14 protein-coding genes are annotated in these 16,445 nt (G+C 39.8%); 6 read left to right on the plus strand and 8 right to left on the minus strand.

Annotated elements, in window-relative coordinates:
• Positions 1-74 precede the first annotated feature (74 nt).
• From ACE1CI_RS20890 to ACE1CI_RS20905, 4 genes are read right to left on the minus strand one after another with little or no spacing between them, the layout of a single operon-like run.
• Positions 75-1,025 (minus strand): hypothetical protein, encoded by a 951-nt coding sequence (locus tag ACE1CI_RS20890; RefSeq protein WP_413265425.1) that lies wholly within the window; start codon positions 1,023-1,025, stop codon positions 75-77.
• A 35-nt stretch (positions 1,026-1,060) separates the two neighbouring features.
• Complete coding sequence (locus tag ACE1CI_RS20895) at positions 1,061-2,665, minus strand: GldG family protein (RefSeq protein ID WP_413265424.1); 1,605 nt, start codon at positions 2,663-2,665, stop codon at positions 1,061-1,063.
• A 46-nt stretch (positions 2,666-2,711) separates the two neighbouring features.
• Positions 2,712-3,521 carry an ABC transporter permease gene (locus ACE1CI_RS20900; protein WP_413265423.1) on the minus strand — a complete coding sequence of 270 codons (810 nt, stop codon included), beginning with the start codon at positions 3,519-3,521 and terminating at the stop codon, positions 2,712-2,714.
• Positions 3,522-4,823 (minus strand): ATP-binding cassette domain-containing protein, encoded by a 1,302-nt coding sequence (locus ACE1CI_RS20905; RefSeq protein ID WP_496615664.1) that lies wholly within the window; start codon positions 4,821-4,823, stop codon positions 3,522-3,524. It abuts the gene before it with no gap.
• Positions 4,824-5,139: 316 nt separating this feature from the next.
• Here ACE1CI_RS20905 and ACE1CI_RS20910 point away from each other — a divergent pair, with 316 nt between their 5' ends.
• On the plus strand, positions 5,140-5,880 hold the full coding sequence (locus ACE1CI_RS20910; RefSeq protein WP_413265421.1) for a hypothetical protein: 741 nt from the start codon (positions 5,140-5,142) through the stop codon (positions 5,878-5,880).
• A 128-nt stretch (positions 5,881-6,008) separates the two neighbouring features.
• On the opposite strand, the gene ACE1CI_RS20915 is transcribed toward ACE1CI_RS20910, so the two are convergent.
• Positions 6,009-6,569 carry a phycobiliprotein lyase gene (locus ACE1CI_RS20915; protein WP_413265420.1) on the minus strand — a complete coding sequence of 187 codons (561 nt, stop codon included), beginning with the start codon at positions 6,567-6,569 and terminating at the stop codon, positions 6,009-6,011.
• A gap of 136 nt (positions 6,570-6,705) precedes the next feature.
• On the minus strand, positions 6,706-7,371 hold the full coding sequence (locus ACE1CI_RS20920) for a HEAT repeat domain-containing protein (protein WP_413265419.1): 666 nt from the start codon (positions 7,369-7,371) through the stop codon (positions 6,706-6,708).
• 438 nt (positions 7,372-7,809) lie between these two features.
• Here ACE1CI_RS20920 and ACE1CI_RS20925 point away from each other — a divergent pair, with 438 nt between their 5' ends.
• A complete protein-coding gene (locus ACE1CI_RS20925; RefSeq protein ID WP_413265418.1) occupies positions 7,810-10,521 on the plus strand; it encodes a sensor histidine kinase in 2,712 nt (903 codons plus the stop codon).
• Between the two features lie 220 nt (positions 10,522-10,741).
• On the opposite strand, the gene ACE1CI_RS20930 is transcribed toward ACE1CI_RS20925, so the two are convergent.
• Positions 10,742-12,199, minus strand: coding sequence for an MFS transporter (locus tag ACE1CI_RS20930; RefSeq protein ID WP_413261812.1), 1,458 nt, complete (start codon positions 12,197-12,199; stop codon positions 10,742-10,744).
• A 113-nt stretch (positions 12,200-12,312) separates the two neighbouring features.
• On the opposite strand from ACE1CI_RS20930, the gene ACE1CI_RS20935 reads away from it, so the two are divergent.
• Complete coding sequence (locus ACE1CI_RS20935) at positions 12,313-13,155, plus strand: Rpn family recombination-promoting nuclease/putative transposase (protein WP_413261813.1); 843 nt, start codon at positions 12,313-12,315, stop codon at positions 13,153-13,155.
• A gap of 86 nt (positions 13,156-13,241) precedes the next feature.
• A complete protein-coding gene (locus ACE1CI_RS20940; protein ID WP_413261814.1) occupies positions 13,242-13,787 on the plus strand; it encodes a phosphoribosyltransferase in 546 nt (181 codons plus the stop codon).
• Here ACE1CI_RS20940 and ACE1CI_RS20945 read toward each other — a convergent pair.
• On the minus strand, positions 13,755-14,699 hold the full coding sequence (locus ACE1CI_RS20945) for an AEC family transporter (protein WP_413261815.1): 945 nt from the start codon (positions 14,697-14,699) through the stop codon (positions 13,755-13,757). The two genes, ACE1CI_RS20940 and ACE1CI_RS20945, sit on opposite strands and share 33 nt — an antisense overlap.
• Before the next feature lie 488 nt (positions 14,700-15,187).
• Between ACE1CI_RS20945 and ACE1CI_RS20950 the strand changes: the two genes are divergently transcribed.
• Positions 15,188-15,553 (plus strand): response regulator, encoded by a 366-nt coding sequence (locus tag ACE1CI_RS20950; RefSeq protein WP_413261816.1) that lies wholly within the window; start codon positions 15,188-15,190, stop codon positions 15,551-15,553.
• Positions 15,550-16,395 (plus strand): HD-GYP domain-containing protein, encoded by an 846-nt coding sequence (locus ACE1CI_RS20955; RefSeq protein WP_413261817.1) that lies wholly within the window; start codon positions 15,550-15,552, stop codon positions 16,393-16,395. Before ACE1CI_RS20950 ends, ACE1CI_RS20955 begins: the two co-directional genes overlap by 4 nt.
• The last annotated feature ends 50 nt before the right edge of the window (positions 16,396-16,445 follow it).

A 16,445-nucleotide genomic window follows, 5' to 3' on the forward strand; every position in this document is an offset into this window, starting at 1 on the left:
ACAGAAGAAGTCGGGGATCTAGATTCAGATCCCCGACTTCACAGAAGAAGTCGGGGATCTAGAGGGATCTAGATTCAGTTTCTTCTTTGGCGGGGTTTTTCTTTTGTTGGTGAAGGCGACTCTTTTTTCGATTCTTCTGTTGATGCTTCCGGTGTAGGAGTTGTAGGAGTTGGCCCAATTTCTTGTTGTTTCCATTCGGATAATGGACGATTTACCGCATTCTGGAAATTTATCGGTACTAACAGGATATCTAAGGATTTTGTTAATTGTGAGGGTGGATCGGCAACGGCATATAAAGCTGTATTGTTATAGTTAAGATTACCCAAAATTAGTTGATGTTTTTTGCCGTTATTTAAAGTGACTTCTACAGTAGCTAAAGGTTTATCTATGCCATCTTCAATGCGGGGATCTGCAATTATGCGATCGCTTTTTCCCGTAGCTAATTCATTAAGTAAAAAAGCTACATAAGCTTCATTTGCTGGCATTTCAGTTAATAGTTTTACTTCATCTTTTTGACTCGGCATTAATTGCCAAAAAGCTAAGGCTAAATCTTCGGGAAGTTCGGTTTTTGGGCGAGATCTTCTTCTCCTTCTCGGTGTTTCTGAAGATTCAGGAGTTTTAGTTTCTGGATCTTTGGTTTCTGCGGCAGGTTCAAGAGTTTTAGTTTCTGGATCTTTGGTTTCTGCGGCAGCTTCAGGAGTTTTAGTTTCTGGATCTTTGGTTTCTGCGGCAGGTTCAGGAGTTTTAGTTTCAGCAGTTTGATACTTTTCTAACACTTTAACTGTCCATTTAGGTTCAGAAGAAGTGCTACCTGCTTGCGGTTTTACGCGATCGAATTGTAGCTTGTATTCTTTGGTTTTCAAAACTACATTTTGTACATCGTTTTCGGCAAAATCAAAGATGCGGTTTTCCCGGAGTTTTGCTGCTTCTCTTCCCGGTCTACCTTCGACTTCCCAAATATAAACAATACCGCCAAACATTAAGGCAACTAACATCAAAACCAAAGTAGATTTTTGAAATTTCATTCTACATTCTCTCTCCTTATCGTTGACTGCTACTGCTAACGTCGCCGCCACCACAGAAATCCAGCTATTAACAACCCTAGAAAAGGTACAATTATTATTGACAACCAAGATAAGAAACTAGCTTGTAAAGTTGTGATGTTAAGGCGGCGGTTTTTCGGTTCTTTAGGACTAATGGAAAGTAATCGATCGTCTTGTTGACTTAACCAACTAATCGAGTTTAAAAATACATCTCCGTTGATTTGTTGGGAGAATAAACCATCGACGGCAAAATCAGTATTTCCTAATACCACCATTCGAGTTTCTTGTAATGGTTTATCTGATTTATTTTCTGGTTTTGGAGTTGGAGATGATTGCGGCGTTGCAGATTCAATGGGTCGAGATAAAGCAATTCCTAAAATTAATGGCCCCTGTCGATCGCTTTCTGCATTAAATTCTATTTTATCTGGGTTACTTTCTGCCCAACTTTGTTCGGAAGTTAACAGTAAAGGGGTTGATTTCACATTTTCTATAAGTTTTACCACATCGATTGCTCTAGCAGAAGGGTAAAATGAATAACGATTTTGAAATCCTTGGGTAATTGGATGATTCCCATAACTACTAACTAAAGCAGCTGTTTTGCCTAAAGCTGATACTTGAAACTCCGAATCATTGACTACTATGCGATCGTCTATTCCGATTCCCCAATCTTGTAAAATTGGTTCTAACCCAGAAGACTTAGTGTTTTTATCTACTGTTACCAGTAAGTTTCCTCCACGTTTTTGATACTCTTTTAAAGCGGTTACTTCCGCCTCAAAAAGTGCTTGTTGCGGTGCAGCTATTACTACTAAAGCTGCATCTTTGGGTACTTCTTTAGTTTCTGCTAACTTTAATGATTCTACTTGAAAATTTTTATCTTTTAAAGCTTGTACCGCCTCCGATAAACTGCCTTCTTTTGTTTCTGGGGACCTTTCTCCATGACCTTGTAAAAAGTAGACTTTTGCAGTATTAGCGCTTTTAATCTGTTGAATAGCATTAGTAATTGTTTGTTCTGTAAGCGGTTCTGCTTCTCTCACTCTTTGCAAATATTGGCGCTTTTCACCAGCTTCTAAATAAACCTCACCTACATCCTTTACTCCGAACTTTTTCGCTAGTCCTGGGTTATTATTCGGATCTACATATTCAAAGCTAAAATTTGCTCCTTGGCGGCGATAATTTTCCAACAATTCTTTATCTTGGGGAGACTGAGTTTGATCAAAAATCCACAGCTTGACAGGTTGATTCAAATTCCTCACTAATTGTTGACTTTCTGGTGATAAAGTAAATAAGTTATTTTCAGTTAAATCTAATCGATAATTGTAGCGATTTCCTAAAAAGTTAATTAACCCCAAAATTACCACAAATGCTAACATTGCAAATGCCGCATTAGTCCCTGCTTGGGTGGAACGTTTACCCCAAAATGCTTGTCCTGGCGAAGTTAAATCGTTATTTCCTTGTAATACTATCCAAATGCCAATGGCAACTATTCCACTAATTATTATTCCTAAACTTATGGGTTCCCAGTTGCCAATTACTGCCATAGCTGACAACCCCATAAATAGCAGGAATAACCCGACAAACAAAAGGTATTTTGTAGATTTCTTACTAGATTTGAAGGTTTTCATTTGCTGCTAATTTTGGTAAATAGGACAAATTTTCATCCCCGACTTTTTAGGATCTTTGGAACCGGAATGTATCCACTGACTGAGCAGTTAAAAACACTCCTAGTATGATGTAACTAGCAAATAAAATTATGCTGCTAGTATCAATAATCCCTTGAACTAAAATACTAAAATGGGTCAACAAAGATAAATGAGTTAAAGCTGCGCCAACTGGCCCACTGATACTTTTACCAATTAAGTCCAAAATCCACAAGGACATAATTAAGACAAAGGTAAAAACTGCTGCTAATAAAGTGCTATCTGTCAGCGAAGAAATAAACATTCCCAAGGATAAAACGCTGGCGGCGAGTAAGATTAATGCCAAAAATCCCATCATTGGTATAGTTGGTTTAACTGGGGGAGTTGAACTGCTAAAAGCGATCGCCTGATACAACCACAAAGGCGAAATCATAAAAATAAAAAATGTCAATGCGCCTAACAATTTCCCCACTGCTACTGACCAATTAGTAATTGGCGAAGTTGCTAACAATTCCAATGTACCCCGTTTGCGTTCTTCTGCATAAAGTCCCATTGAAAGCATCGGTAACACAAACAATGCCAGGGAACTCATGACGTTACCCAAAAATAACTGTTGAAAAGTATAAGGTAAATCTACTGGCGGTGCATTTGCTCCCAATTGTTGGTCACGAAAAGCAACTTGAGCAATTAAACCTTGTTGCGGATCGAGGAGAATATAAACAAACATTAATCCAGAAATAATCCAGAACACACAGGCGATCGCATAAGCTAAAGGAGAAGCAAAATAGCTTTGTAATTCTCTGCGATAAATAGCCATAATATTCGCTAAAATCACCTGCATTTATCCTTCCTCCTCCTTGTTCTCTGCATCTTCTGTCACTGATTCTGATTCAGCAACTTCTGTTTTCTCTGACTCAAATTGAGTCACTACTGATGACTCATCGATCGGATTTTCTTGAGTTAAATTTGTTACTTCTTCTTGATTTTCCGACTCTAAATCGGTCACTAATGCTGGCTCATCAACTTGATTGTATTGGGTTAAATTTGTCACTTCTTCTTGATTTTCCGACTCTAAATCAGTCACTACTGCTGAATCATCGATCGCATTTTCTTGGGTTAAATTTGTCACTTCTTCTTGATTTTCCGACTCAGGAATTTCTGAGATTTTGCTTACAGCTTCACTGCTACTAATTTTCTCTGAAGTCGTTAATTTCAAGAAAACTTGTTCCAAGCTAGCACGAGTCCGACGCATTTCATACAAACCCAAACCAGAACCAACTAAAGCCGCTGCAATTTCCCTACCAATTTCCTCTCCTGGTGCTGAAACTACTCGATAAAGACCGCGATTTTTTGGTAAGAACATTCCGCTACTTACTGGCAAAGATTCTACCAAACTTACTCCCGAAAGCAAGCGCAACCTTTCTAAAATAATTTCTTGCTCTCCTTCAATTTCCAACTCGTAACCTGTGCCACCAACTAAATTTGCCTCTAAGTTTTCCGGGGTATTAGTAGCGACAATTTTACCGCGATTAATAATTGTGACTCGGCTGCAAGTCATACTCACTTCTGGCAAAATGTGGGTAGAAAGAATGATGGTGTGACTGCCAGCCAAACTCTTAATTAAATTCCGCATTTCGATAATTTGTCGCGGGTCTAAACCGACCGTTGGTTCATCTAAAATTAAAGCAGGTGGGTCATGAACGATCGCTTGAGCAATCCCCACTCTTTGACGAAAACCCTTAGAAAGCTTGCGAATTAAAACCAGGCGTTTTTCTTCCAGATTGCAACGTTTGATGGCTGAATTTACTTTACCAGCGCGATCGCCAGCTGGCACACCCTTAATCCGCGACACAAAATAAAGAAACCCCTCCACCGTCATATCAGGATAGAGCGGTGGTAATTCCGGCAAATAACCAATCCTTTGCCGCACAGCCATCGAATCCTCATGGACATCATACCCCGCAATCCGCGCCGTGCCACTCGTCGCAGGTAAATAACCCGCCAAAATCCGCATTGTAGTTGTTTTTCCGGCTCCATTTGGCCCCAAAAACCCGACTATTTCTCCCGGTTCTACCGCAAAAGAGACATCCTGGATAGCTGGGGATGAGCCATAGATTTTGGTCAAATTTTCCACTTCAATCATTTAACTTACTCCAGGAAGTTGCCAATCCCGTTTACACTAAACAATCGTTTGCACAAAATACACTAAAAACAGCTTGAGCATTGTACAACGATCGCAGATCCTCCTTGACAAACTTTACGGCGATTCTGTGGCGAGCAAATGGCAGATGTATGTCAATTACTTGACATTGTTGCCACTGAAACTTACAACAGTTATCACCTTAATCAAAAGAGGGAGCAAGCCAAAGACCTATTCTACAAGATTAGGACTGGACACTTTAGGGTGCAACTTATTCTGAGCCCTGATTCATTTCCCCACCAAACCTAACTAATAGCTAATGAGCGAACAAGGCAAAAGCTCTATAGGAAATAACAATGACGCAGCAGCACAAGTCGCAGCTTGGCTGTTGGGTAACTACTATTTTGACTTAAGGGGCTACCAACCCGGTGAATTAGTAGAAAATTGGCTAAACTATTACCCCGGTAATTGGTTGCGTCTAGCAGTAATTGAAGCACTTTACCAAGGACGCTACAAAGCGGTTTCCGTAGAGCAAATATTAAATATTTGGCACAGGCGCAACCAAACCCTTTATCATTTCAACTATGAGTTTGAAAACTTAATTTGCAGCAAATTACCCCCGGAACTGACACAGATATTCTCCACTGGTGTCAGCAATACCGCTGCTCCCATGACATCATCAACTGAGCCACCTGTCAATTCTGATTCGGAATTAGAACCAGAGGAAAATTCTCTCCCTATTTCCCAACCTTTTGAGATGTTTGCTCAGTCTCGCCCACCTTCAGCAAAACCAACTCTGCCAGTAATAGAAACCGAAACCGAAGAAACTCAACCCGACTCATGTTGTAGCGCCACTCAAACCCCCCAAACAAGTAACTTCGACGACGAGTATCAAACCATGATTACAGAGGAGGAAAATATTTCTAGTAGTGAAAACTTTAGTGATTATTCTAGCGATCGCTTCACCGACACCTACCCCTTCCCCGACTTATTCACCAAACTCAAAGCCCTAGCTCTCCAACATCAAGAACTAATCAATCAGCAACAGCAACAAATCTGAAGACAGGGGACTCTCGGAGTTCTCGGTGCGGGATAAGTAGCTTGAGTCAGCTGACAATTTTAGTTTAAAGGACGTACATTTTTCCTCTTTTTCTCCCCTGCACCGAGAACACCGAGAGCCCCTAAAGCTTAACTGTTCACTTGTGCCGCATTAGCAGCAGCGGGAGCACTAGTAACGCCTAAGCGAATTTCTGAGCAAAAAGAAGCCATGCTGAAGCCGCCGAAGCGTTTTAAAGTGCTGGTGCGAAGGCGTAAGTTAGGGCTAGCAAACCAAATACGTTCTTCAGAGTACATGGTTTCATATTCGGTAATTAGCGTCATTGCGCCGTCACTACTCATAATGTAGCGTCCGGCAACTCCCGCTTTTTCCGCGTAACCAACATCGCGCAATAATTTGCCTTCACCAGGTTTATCGGGATCGGGAATTGGTACTAACACAGAAGAACCAGTGTGTTTTTCTTGATCCCATTCCATTGTGCCGTCCCAACTGACTCTCGCACCGCCCCAAGCTAAACTAGGGTCAATTTCATGCTCTTGGCATAGTTTGATCACTTCTGGATCGTTGGCTGGTAGCATTTCAATTCTGATGTCTGATTTGCCACTTTCTGATTGTTTAAATGCCAAATGGTGACTAGTGCGTTGGGAAAACCACTTACCCGCACTCATTTCAAAGAATTCTTTAATGTCCATGAATCAAATTAACAAAGCGCGTTTTTAAACCTGACTAATCCCAATTTTAAGCGATTTTGGTTCTGGAGACTGGGGACAAGGGGACTCTTGGGACAAGGGGAAGTTGATTAACTTAAGACTCACAACTCAAAACTTTCTACTCTCCTAAGCGTTGCAAAGAAATAGTTGCGGCTTGGGAAACTTGGGAGTGAGGATCTTTTTCCAGATATTTAAGTGCGGGAATGCTTTTAGGATGGGGAAGATGACCTAATGCTTCGGCTAATCTTTGTCTGACCAACCAATCTGGAGATTGAGCAAATTTTAAAATCTGATCGACTGCTTGTGTGGCTTTGATTTCTCCTAAAGCTGCGATCGCAGCTTGTTGCAATACCACTTCGTCAGATTCTAGCGCCTGAGCTAAAATTTCGTAAGCCCTTGGATCTTTCAGGTTTCCTAACGAAACTGCCGCACTGAAACGCACTAACCAATCTGTGTCTTCGTAAAAAGCACGGGAAAGCGGTTCAAATGCCCGCCCATCTTCCAAGTAACCTAACGCACCCGCTGCATCCGCACGAATTCCGTAGTCTGGATCGCTCTCCAGTAATTTTACTAGTATCGGGTAGCATTCTTCAGTTTGCTTCAAGCCTAAAGCAAATACTGCCATTGAGCGAATTTGCAGATTTTCATCATCCAAAACTTTTTTAATTAAGGGTACTGCTTCGTTCGCTGGTACATCCCGCAACGACGCTAACGCTAGCATTCGATCGCGTGAAGAATCACTATCAAGCTGAGCAGAAATTTGTTCTAACCTAAAATTACTCATCTTTGTGAAAATTGCCTTTACATTTCGTAATATAACTTATTTAGCCCCGGATTTATGCTACAAACCAACAGGAGAACTAGCTCTTAGAAAGAGAAACATAGCCTAAGTCAGGAGAGCGATCGACTATTTAAGCAAAAATTCCCCACTTTCAGGTTAAATAGCTTAAATATGGCGGGAAAGCCTTTGATAATCTCAAATCCTTAATTTAACTTTTCGGCTCGCCTCAACCTATTCGCAACGGAAAATAAATAGAAGCAGTAAACGTAGTAACCAGCCTTGAGTATTTTTCAGAAAAATTACTATTGACATCTGTAAGGTAAAAGTTATCCAATAGACAGGAATAGGGAAATGTTAACATTTCTAATATCATTAGGTCTAATCTGATTTGATGACACACCGAAGAAAGGATAGTCTAAATCAGGGATAAAGTATTGAAGTATGGAAACAGAAGGATTTAATAGTTTATGCGAACATCGCTTGGCTCATGGAGTTGAGCAAGCAGCCTTACCCATTTTACTGACAGGACAAATGCAGCCCCAAGCAGAAATGGATATAAATTTCCCTGCATCACTACTGGCGCATATAAATTGTGCCGTTATTGCTACAGATAGGGATAGTAAAATTACTTATTGGAACCGCTATGCAGAAACGCTCTATCAATGGACAGCCTCAGAAGTAAAGGGGAAAAATATATATGAAATGACATTAGCAGACGAGACTGGGCAGCAAGCACAAGAAATAATAGAACAATTAATAAGAGTTGGTTGTTGGAAAGGAGAGCTTTTTGCCAAAAGACGAAATGGTAGTAAACTTTGGATAGAAATCTCCATTTCCCCAATTAAAGATGATAAAGGCGAAGTTAAAGGCTTTGTCTTAGTTTCCGATGCTACAGAACGTCATCAAACAAAAAAAGCACAGCTAGCTAAAAATGAAGATCGTTACCGCATTGTGTCAGAATTAATTTCCGATTTTGCTTATGCTGCCAAGATAGATAGTGATAGTAATTTTAAAACAGATTGGATGACGGGTGCAGTGAGTCGGATTACCGGATATAGCTGCGAAGAAATGGCAAACAGGGGAGGTTGGCAAAGTTTAATTCATCCCGAAGATTTGCCTCAGTATTTAGAAAGTGTGCAAAAATTGTTGTGTTGGCAATCAGATATTAGTGAATATCGAATTATTACTAAAGAAGGGGAAATTCGTTGGTTGCGTGACTATAGACAACCAGTGTATTGTGAAGATGAAGATCGATCGCTAATTGTTTACGGTGCAGCACAAGATATCACTGAACGTAAACAAGCCGAGGAAGCACTGCGTCAACAAACAGAACGCGAAAGACTGCTGGGAATGATTCATGAACGCATTCGCCAGTCTTTGAAAATAGATGAAATTTTAGGGCAAGCAGTAGAAGAAGTTCGCAGCTTTTTACAAGTAGAAAGAGTTAGTATTTATCAGGTAGATGAGAACGGGGATGGGCAATTTGTTGTAGAATCAGTGGCAGCAAATTGTGCATCAATACTGGGTATAACTTTGAGAGATCACTGTTTTAAAACCAAGTATGTAGAAAAATATCAAAAAGGATATATCACGGCAACAGATGATATTTACCAAGCAAATCTCAGCCATTGTCACTTAGAAATATTGAAAAGTTTAGAAATTCGCGCCAAATTAATTGTTCCAATTGTATTTAATAATAAATTATGGGGTTTGTTGTGCGCTCATAATTGTTCGGAACCAAGACATTGGCAACCATTTGAAATAGAATCGTTGCAACAATTAGCGGTGAAAATGGCGATCGCGATCGAACAGTCAGAACTTTATCAACAAATAAAAAAACTGAACGAAGATTTAGAAATACAAGTACAAGAACGCACGGCTGAATTAGAAAAAGCTTTGGAATTTGAAGCAAGTTTAAAACGAATTACTGATAAAGTCCGCGATAGCTTAGATGAAAATCAAATCTTACAAACAGCAGTCACAGAATTAGCCATTGGACTAGGCATGAATTCCTGCAACGCTTCAGTTTACGATCTAGAAAAAGGCACATCTACAATCTGTTTTGAGCACGTAATTTGTGGGCCACAATACAAAGGTAGAGTGGCACAAATGGCAAATTTCCCGGAACTGTACGACAATCAATTATTGCAAAAACAGTACTTTCAATTTTGTTCAATTCCGATTAATCCCGAAAGAGGACGAGTGGCAATGTTAGCTTGTCCAATTGTAGATAATCAAGGAGTATTAGGGGATTTGTGGTTAGTTAATCATCAGGATTATGGTTTTAGCGAAATAGAAATTCGCTTAGTACAACAGGTAGCAAATCAATGTGCGATCGCCATTCGTCAAGCCAGACTTTACCAAGCAGCACAAAGTCAAGTAGAACAACTAGCCAAACTTAATCAACTCAAAGATGACTTTTTAAGCACAGTTTCCCATGAATTGCGAACCCCAATGGCGAACATGAAAATGGCAATTCAAATGCTGAAAATTACCCCACCAGGCGATCGCCAACAACGTTACTTACAAATTTTGCAATCAGAATGTAACCGCGAGACTGAACTAATTAATGACTTATTAGACTTACAAAGATTAGAAGCAGCATCCTATCCTATTTCCCTAGAAGAAGCGATCAACCTTCCCGAATGGCTACCGGGAATTGTCGAACCATTTATTAGTCGCGCCCAAGAACGAGGTCAAATTTTACAAACCCAAGTGGCGCTTGACATACCCGTACTAGTTACCGATCGCGCAGGTTTAGGGCGAATAGTCGCTGAACTACTAAATAACGCTTGCAAATACACATCTTCTGGAGGCAAAATAATTCTCAATGTCTCTCAAGAAGAAAGCACTCAATCAACATCAGAACCAGAAACAGAGTCAAAAGATTTAATCTTTGAAAAGAGTCAACCACCTGTTACTGAAATTATTTCCTTTACTGTAACTAACCAAGCAGAAATTCCCGCCGAAGAGTTACCCAATGTATTTAAAAAGTTTTATCGAGTGCCAAAATCTGACCTTTGGAAACAAGGCGGTACAGGTTTAGGGCTTGCCTTAGTGAAAAAATTAGTCGAACAAATGCACGGCAATATTAGAGTAGAAAGTCAAGCTGGTTGGACTACTTTCTTTGTTAAATTACCAACCAAACAGTAAAGGTTAGTTGTGACGACTTCAGTCGTTCCAGCCAAGCAAAAAACGACTAAAGTCGTTACAACGAACCAAGATTTTAATCTTTTGTAAGTAGGTGTAAATAAATAAAGTGATAATAGTTATATGAGGATGGGGCGGGCAGGATGCCCACCCCACAAGAAAGCTGTAATTCTTGTGGGGTGGGCATCCTGCCCGCCTCAGTTTTCACTTTATTTATATCTACCTACTTACTCATCTTTCTTTCTCTAAGTTTGAGCAAAATTTCTGCGTGAACTTCGCGAGTAATTGGGTAAAAATAAGTTAAAATTAACCCAAAAATTAAAGCTAAAGTGGGCAAAGGACCGATCGCAAACCGAATAGCAAACAACACTGCGTCTGGTTGAACTGGCGGAGGATTGTTAGCTATAGGTTTTAAATATCCTGCCCAATCCAAACTTTTTAAAACTAGGAAAACTGCGATCGCCAAACAAACCTTTTGCAACAACACCACAAAACTATAATAAATACCCTCCCGACGTTGCCCAGTTTTTAACTCATCCAATTCAATCACATCTGGTAACATTGACCAAGGAATTAAATAAGCAGTGGAAACACCAAAACCAGCCATGATTGCCAAGACAAACATTAAAGGTACTTGATTTGGCTGTAAGAAAAATAAACCAGCTTGGGCAATAATCCATAAACCCATACCCATAAAATAAACGCCTCTTTTTCCCACTCGCTGACTAATAGCACTCCACACAAATAACATTGGCATTGCAGTTAATTGAACAGCGATAATTACCAGGATAATAAAATCTTTTGGCAATCGCATCCAAGAAGCTACAAAATAGGGAATAATTGCCGCTGTTAATTGCACAGCTAACCAAGAACAAAGATAAATGCCAATTACATATAAAAACGGCACATTACTTAAAACTATTTTTAATTGTTGCCACAAAGGTACAGAAACAGGTTCTTCAATTACGGGATTTTGGGAAGCTACCGCCAAAACGCGATCGCGAACTCCCCAAATACACCAATAAGTTGGTAAAACTGAAATTACGGCACAAACCAACCCAACTACTAAATATTCAATTCTGTCTGTAGCAATTTTATCTTGACTATCAGGAATCAATTTCTGAATCAGCAATACAACAAAAGAAGAAACAATACTTCCACCAATAGAAAAACCAAATCGAAAACTATTTAACTTAGTGCGTTCATCATAATCCGAAGTTAGTTCGGGAGTTAACGCCGTATAAGGCAAATTAACCACCGTATAAAACGCATTAAACAAAATCGAAACTATTACGTAATACCAAAACAGCCCCCACTGATTATTAGCACTATCACCACCAAAAGGCACAATCCACTGTAAAAAAAACGTAATCCCAAAAGGAATCGCCCCATAAAGCATCCAAGGCAAACGCCGCCCCAATCTGGACTTAGTTCGATCGCTCAGTACCCCCACAATTGGATCGTTAATCGCATCCCAAATTTTACCAACCAACAGCACCAAACCTGCTAAACCAGGGTTCAAACCAGCCACATCAGTCAAAAAAATGGCAGTGAAAAATACCCCGATATTAGCTGTAATTGCTGCACCCATATCACCCGCACCAAAAGCGAGTTGAGTACTCAGATTCAGCTTTTCACTATCAGGCGTTTCATGGGCAAAATCGTCAGATGGGTCTTGCATCACTTAATTGTATATTAGAAAAAAGTACGTTGTTGCGCTTCAGCGCTAAAATTTTACAATAAAACCAACCAAACTAACCGGAAAAGACATAATGTTGAAATTTAATTTAATCCATGAAAACCGATAGCCTATTTTACAGAATATTCCAAGAATTCCCCTTTATATTCTTCGCCCTCCTAGACATACCCGCCGAAACGACAACCCAATACCAATTTACCTCCCAAGAAGTCAAACAATTAGCCTTTCGCCTAGATGGTTTGTTTCTGCCAATTATTGCAGACCCTCAACTACCTTTCTACATTGTAGAAGTTCAATTTCAACCAGATCCAAATCTCTACTATCGGCTATTTGCCGAACTATTCATCTATCTCCGACAATACCAACCGCAGCATCCTTGGCAGTTAGTAGTAATTTACCCAAATCGCCAAACTGAAAGAGAAAGTAACATTCATTTTCAGGAAATGCTGGCACTCCCTAACATCACCCGGATTTACCTCAATGAACTGAGTACCCCAGAAACAGCATCTCTACCGATAAAACTACTAAAATTGATCGTTGAACCAGAAAATACAGCCCCCGATTTGGCTAGAGAATTAGCTGCACAAGTCCGCAGCGAAATACCCAATATCTCAGTTAGAGAGAGTTTTATCGACTTACTAGAAATTATCATTGTTTACAAATTACCCCAAAAATCCAGAGAGGAAATAGCCGCCATGTTTAACCTGAGTGACTTAAAGAAAACCCGGTTTTATCAAGAGATTCAGGCTGAGGTACAAGCAGAAGCACAAGCAGAAATAACTAAAGCACAAACTGAAGCACAAGAAGCTAAACAGCGAGAAAAAGCCGCAATCCTGAGAATGGTTAGTCGGGGATTAACTACAGAAGAAATTGCTACAGTCTTAGACTTGCCTCTAGCTGAAGTGGAAGCGACGATCGCACAAGCCCAACAAAATTAATTAAAGGATAAATTGTAGGTTGGGTTAAAAGGAGTTAGGTTGTATGCTATTTAATTAACTTCAGAGTATAAATCACAACCCCTTATATGTCCGATCTTTACGTTTCTTGGTCAGACTACCACACTAATATTGAAAAGTTGGCTGTAAAAATCTATCAGTCCAACTGGAAATTTAACCAAATTGTCTGCCTTGCTAGGGGTGGATTGCGAATTGGGGATACTCTTTCGCGAATTTATGGCTTACCTTTAGCAATTTTAGCGGCTACCTCTTATGGTGGCACAGACAACCGAGTGCGGGGAGCTTTAACTTTTTCCAGTCACATTACCATGACTACTTCCGATTTAGGTAGTCATATTTTGTTAGTAGATGACTTAGTTGATTCGGGAGTGACTTTAGAACAGAGTGTGATTTGGCTGGAGCAGAATTTTAGCGAGCAAGTAAAAGAAATTCGCACAGCTGTACTTTGGTATAAGGATTGCTCTACGATCGCACCAGATTATTACGTAGATTATTTACCAGATAATCCTTGGGTGCATCAGCCATTTGAGTGTTACGAGAATATGGATTTAACTCAGTTAGCTACTAATTATAGTGTGGAGTTAAACTCCAAACAGCCAGAGCCACAGGGGTAAGGTAAAGAAAAGTCCTGTACAGCCAATGGCAATTCCAGTTACGGCTAATTCGCGATCGAGATTGTAAGCTTCAGCTAAAATTAGCGTGGCAAAAGCTGGCGGCATTGACATTTGCAGTACCATAACAAGCCGGGGAGAGCCAGTCATCCCCAGCATTGTTAGACATAAGCCCAGAACTAGAGGGACTAACAGCATTTTAATGCACAAACTAACAGAGATTTGCGACAATCCCCGCAAAGAAGTTAGTTGACTTAACCGCATCCCAATCAGCACTAAAGACAAAGCTACTACTGTCCAAGCAATAATTTGCAGAATTAGTTCTATCACATCAGGTAACGGTTGTTTTCGCCAAGCAAGTCCCAAGACTAAACTCCACAAACCAGGATTTTTAATTACAGCAATGGCTATTTGTTTGTAGCTGGTGGCTCCCATACCAAAACGCGCAGCTAAGGCAACACCGAAACCATAAGTACCTACCATGCTGCCTAAAAGGTCGTAAAATAATGCCCAACCAAAGTATTGTTGTCCCAGTAAAGCCAGGGTGACAGGATAACCTAAATAACCCGTATTTCCCACCATTGATGCTAGGAGAAAGCTGCCTTGGTTCGGTTTGTTGGTCGCATTTTTCGGCAATTTTCCCAGATGTTGATTAATTTTCAGCCAAGTCCAAGCTAGTCCGGCTCCTAATAAAATAGCTGTCCAAGATACTAAAGGCGCAATCCATACTGGCCCAGATAAATTGGCACGGCGCAAAAAGCCAAAAATACCAATGGGTGCGCCAATCCAAAACAGAAATTTTCCTAAATAAATTGGTGATTTTTTCGGGAGGATGCGTCCAAGGAACCATCCTAAAAGTACGCCTCCTAAGAGGGGAATATATAGTTCCAGAAGTTTAATTCCTGGGCTGTTCATCTTGATTACTCAGTTAACTATGTCCAAATTCTAAAGATGCTTTTGTCGATCGTGCGTAATATGTTTTAAAAATTTCCAGTATGTAAAATAAATCAGCGCGTCAGAGCGCTGAAGTTTAAGAAAATTAATGCTATTAGAGAAGTCTCTGAGAATTTCGCTGCTATTTTTGCTACCAAATTACTGATTATCAGCCATGAATGTCAGCACTTTTTCTCCAGTTTTCTGGCAAAAATCTGGATTAAAATAATTATTTTTGGAAAGTATAGTCAATTAATATTACGAACACTAAACTAATATAACCTGATTTGGTAATAATCAATAGTAAGGCTTACTAATACTAGAAAATCCTCCCTCTTGTGCCATAATTTACAATTATGTTATTTTTGTATGTAGCTTTTGTTGAAAAATGCCAGAAGTTAAGTTAATTTACTACGGGAGGTTTTTAATAAAAGTTCAAATCATACAGTTACTAGTTTAAGGTAAGTTTAATGACAAAAATAATTCTAATTGCAGACGATGAACTGCCATTAAGATTGTTGGTACGCACTACCTTAGAAGATGAGAATTACAAAATTTATGAAGCAGAAGATGGAAGAGAAGTGCTAGAACTGGCAGAACAAGTCAACCCCGACTTATTTTTGCTAGATAATATGATGCCAGAAATTGATGGGATTACGGTTTGTAAACAACTGCGGGCTAATCCCAAGTTTAGCGATCGCCCGATCGTTATGTTAACCGCCAGAACTCAGCAAAGAGATATTGAAATTGGCAAAGCAGCAGGAGTGGATCATTATTTAACTAAGCCATTTAGTCCATTAGAACTAATCAATTTAGTTGAGGATATTCTCTCATGAGCGATTTTATTAAAACCACAATTCATCAAGTAATAAAACCCTGTGCGGAAATTAGCCGCCAACTAGCAGCCGCTAATTCTCAATTACTTCGCTACGCTAATGACTTTAACCAACTGCGGAAATCTGAAAAGGAAAATAATCAAAAGTTAGTAGCAGTCAACTCGCAATTACAAGCTTACGCTAAAGATTTGAAAGTTGCTTTGAGCGCAAGTAAACAAAAAGCAGCGCAATTGGAAAAAGCTTACTGTGACATGGTTTTTCGCTTAGGTTTAGCTTCAAAATACAAAGATGAAGAAACAGGGAATCATATCCAACGTATCAGCCGTTACTCTCAATTAATGGCAATAAATTTAGGGTGGAAGAAAGCTGATGCAGAAGTGCTAGCTAAAGCAGCAACTATGCACGATATCGGTAAAATTGGCATACCTGATGCAATTTTGTTAAAAGCAGGGCCATTAAATGCCGAAGAAAGGCAATTGATGATGCAACATCCTAAAATTGGTGCTAGTTTGTTAGAAGCTTCTGATTCCCCGTTATTACAAATGGGTAAAGAGATTGCTCTGAATCATCATGAAAAATGGGATGGAACTGGTTATCCCCAAGGATTAAAAGCCGAAGAAATACCTTTAGTTGGTAGAATCGTGATGGTGGCAGATGTGTATGATGCACTACGCAGTCAACGCCCCTATAAACCTGCTTTCGATCATGAAAAAACTTTAGATATCATGCTCAAAGGTGACGGACGCACTAAACCAGAACATTTCGCTCCTCAGCTTTTGGAGTTATTTGGGGATTTGCATCAAGAGTTGGCGGCGATTTGCGATCGCTTTACCGATGAATAAACAGCCAAGCTAACCAAGAGATTAGGGCTAATCAACTATTATCATGAATA

The sequence above is a fragment of the Floridaenema flaviceps BLCC-F50 genome, from assembly GCF_041929275.2.
GTDB lineage: Bacteria > Cyanobacteriota > Cyanobacteriia > Cyanobacteriales > Aerosakkonemataceae > Floridanema > Floridanema flaviceps.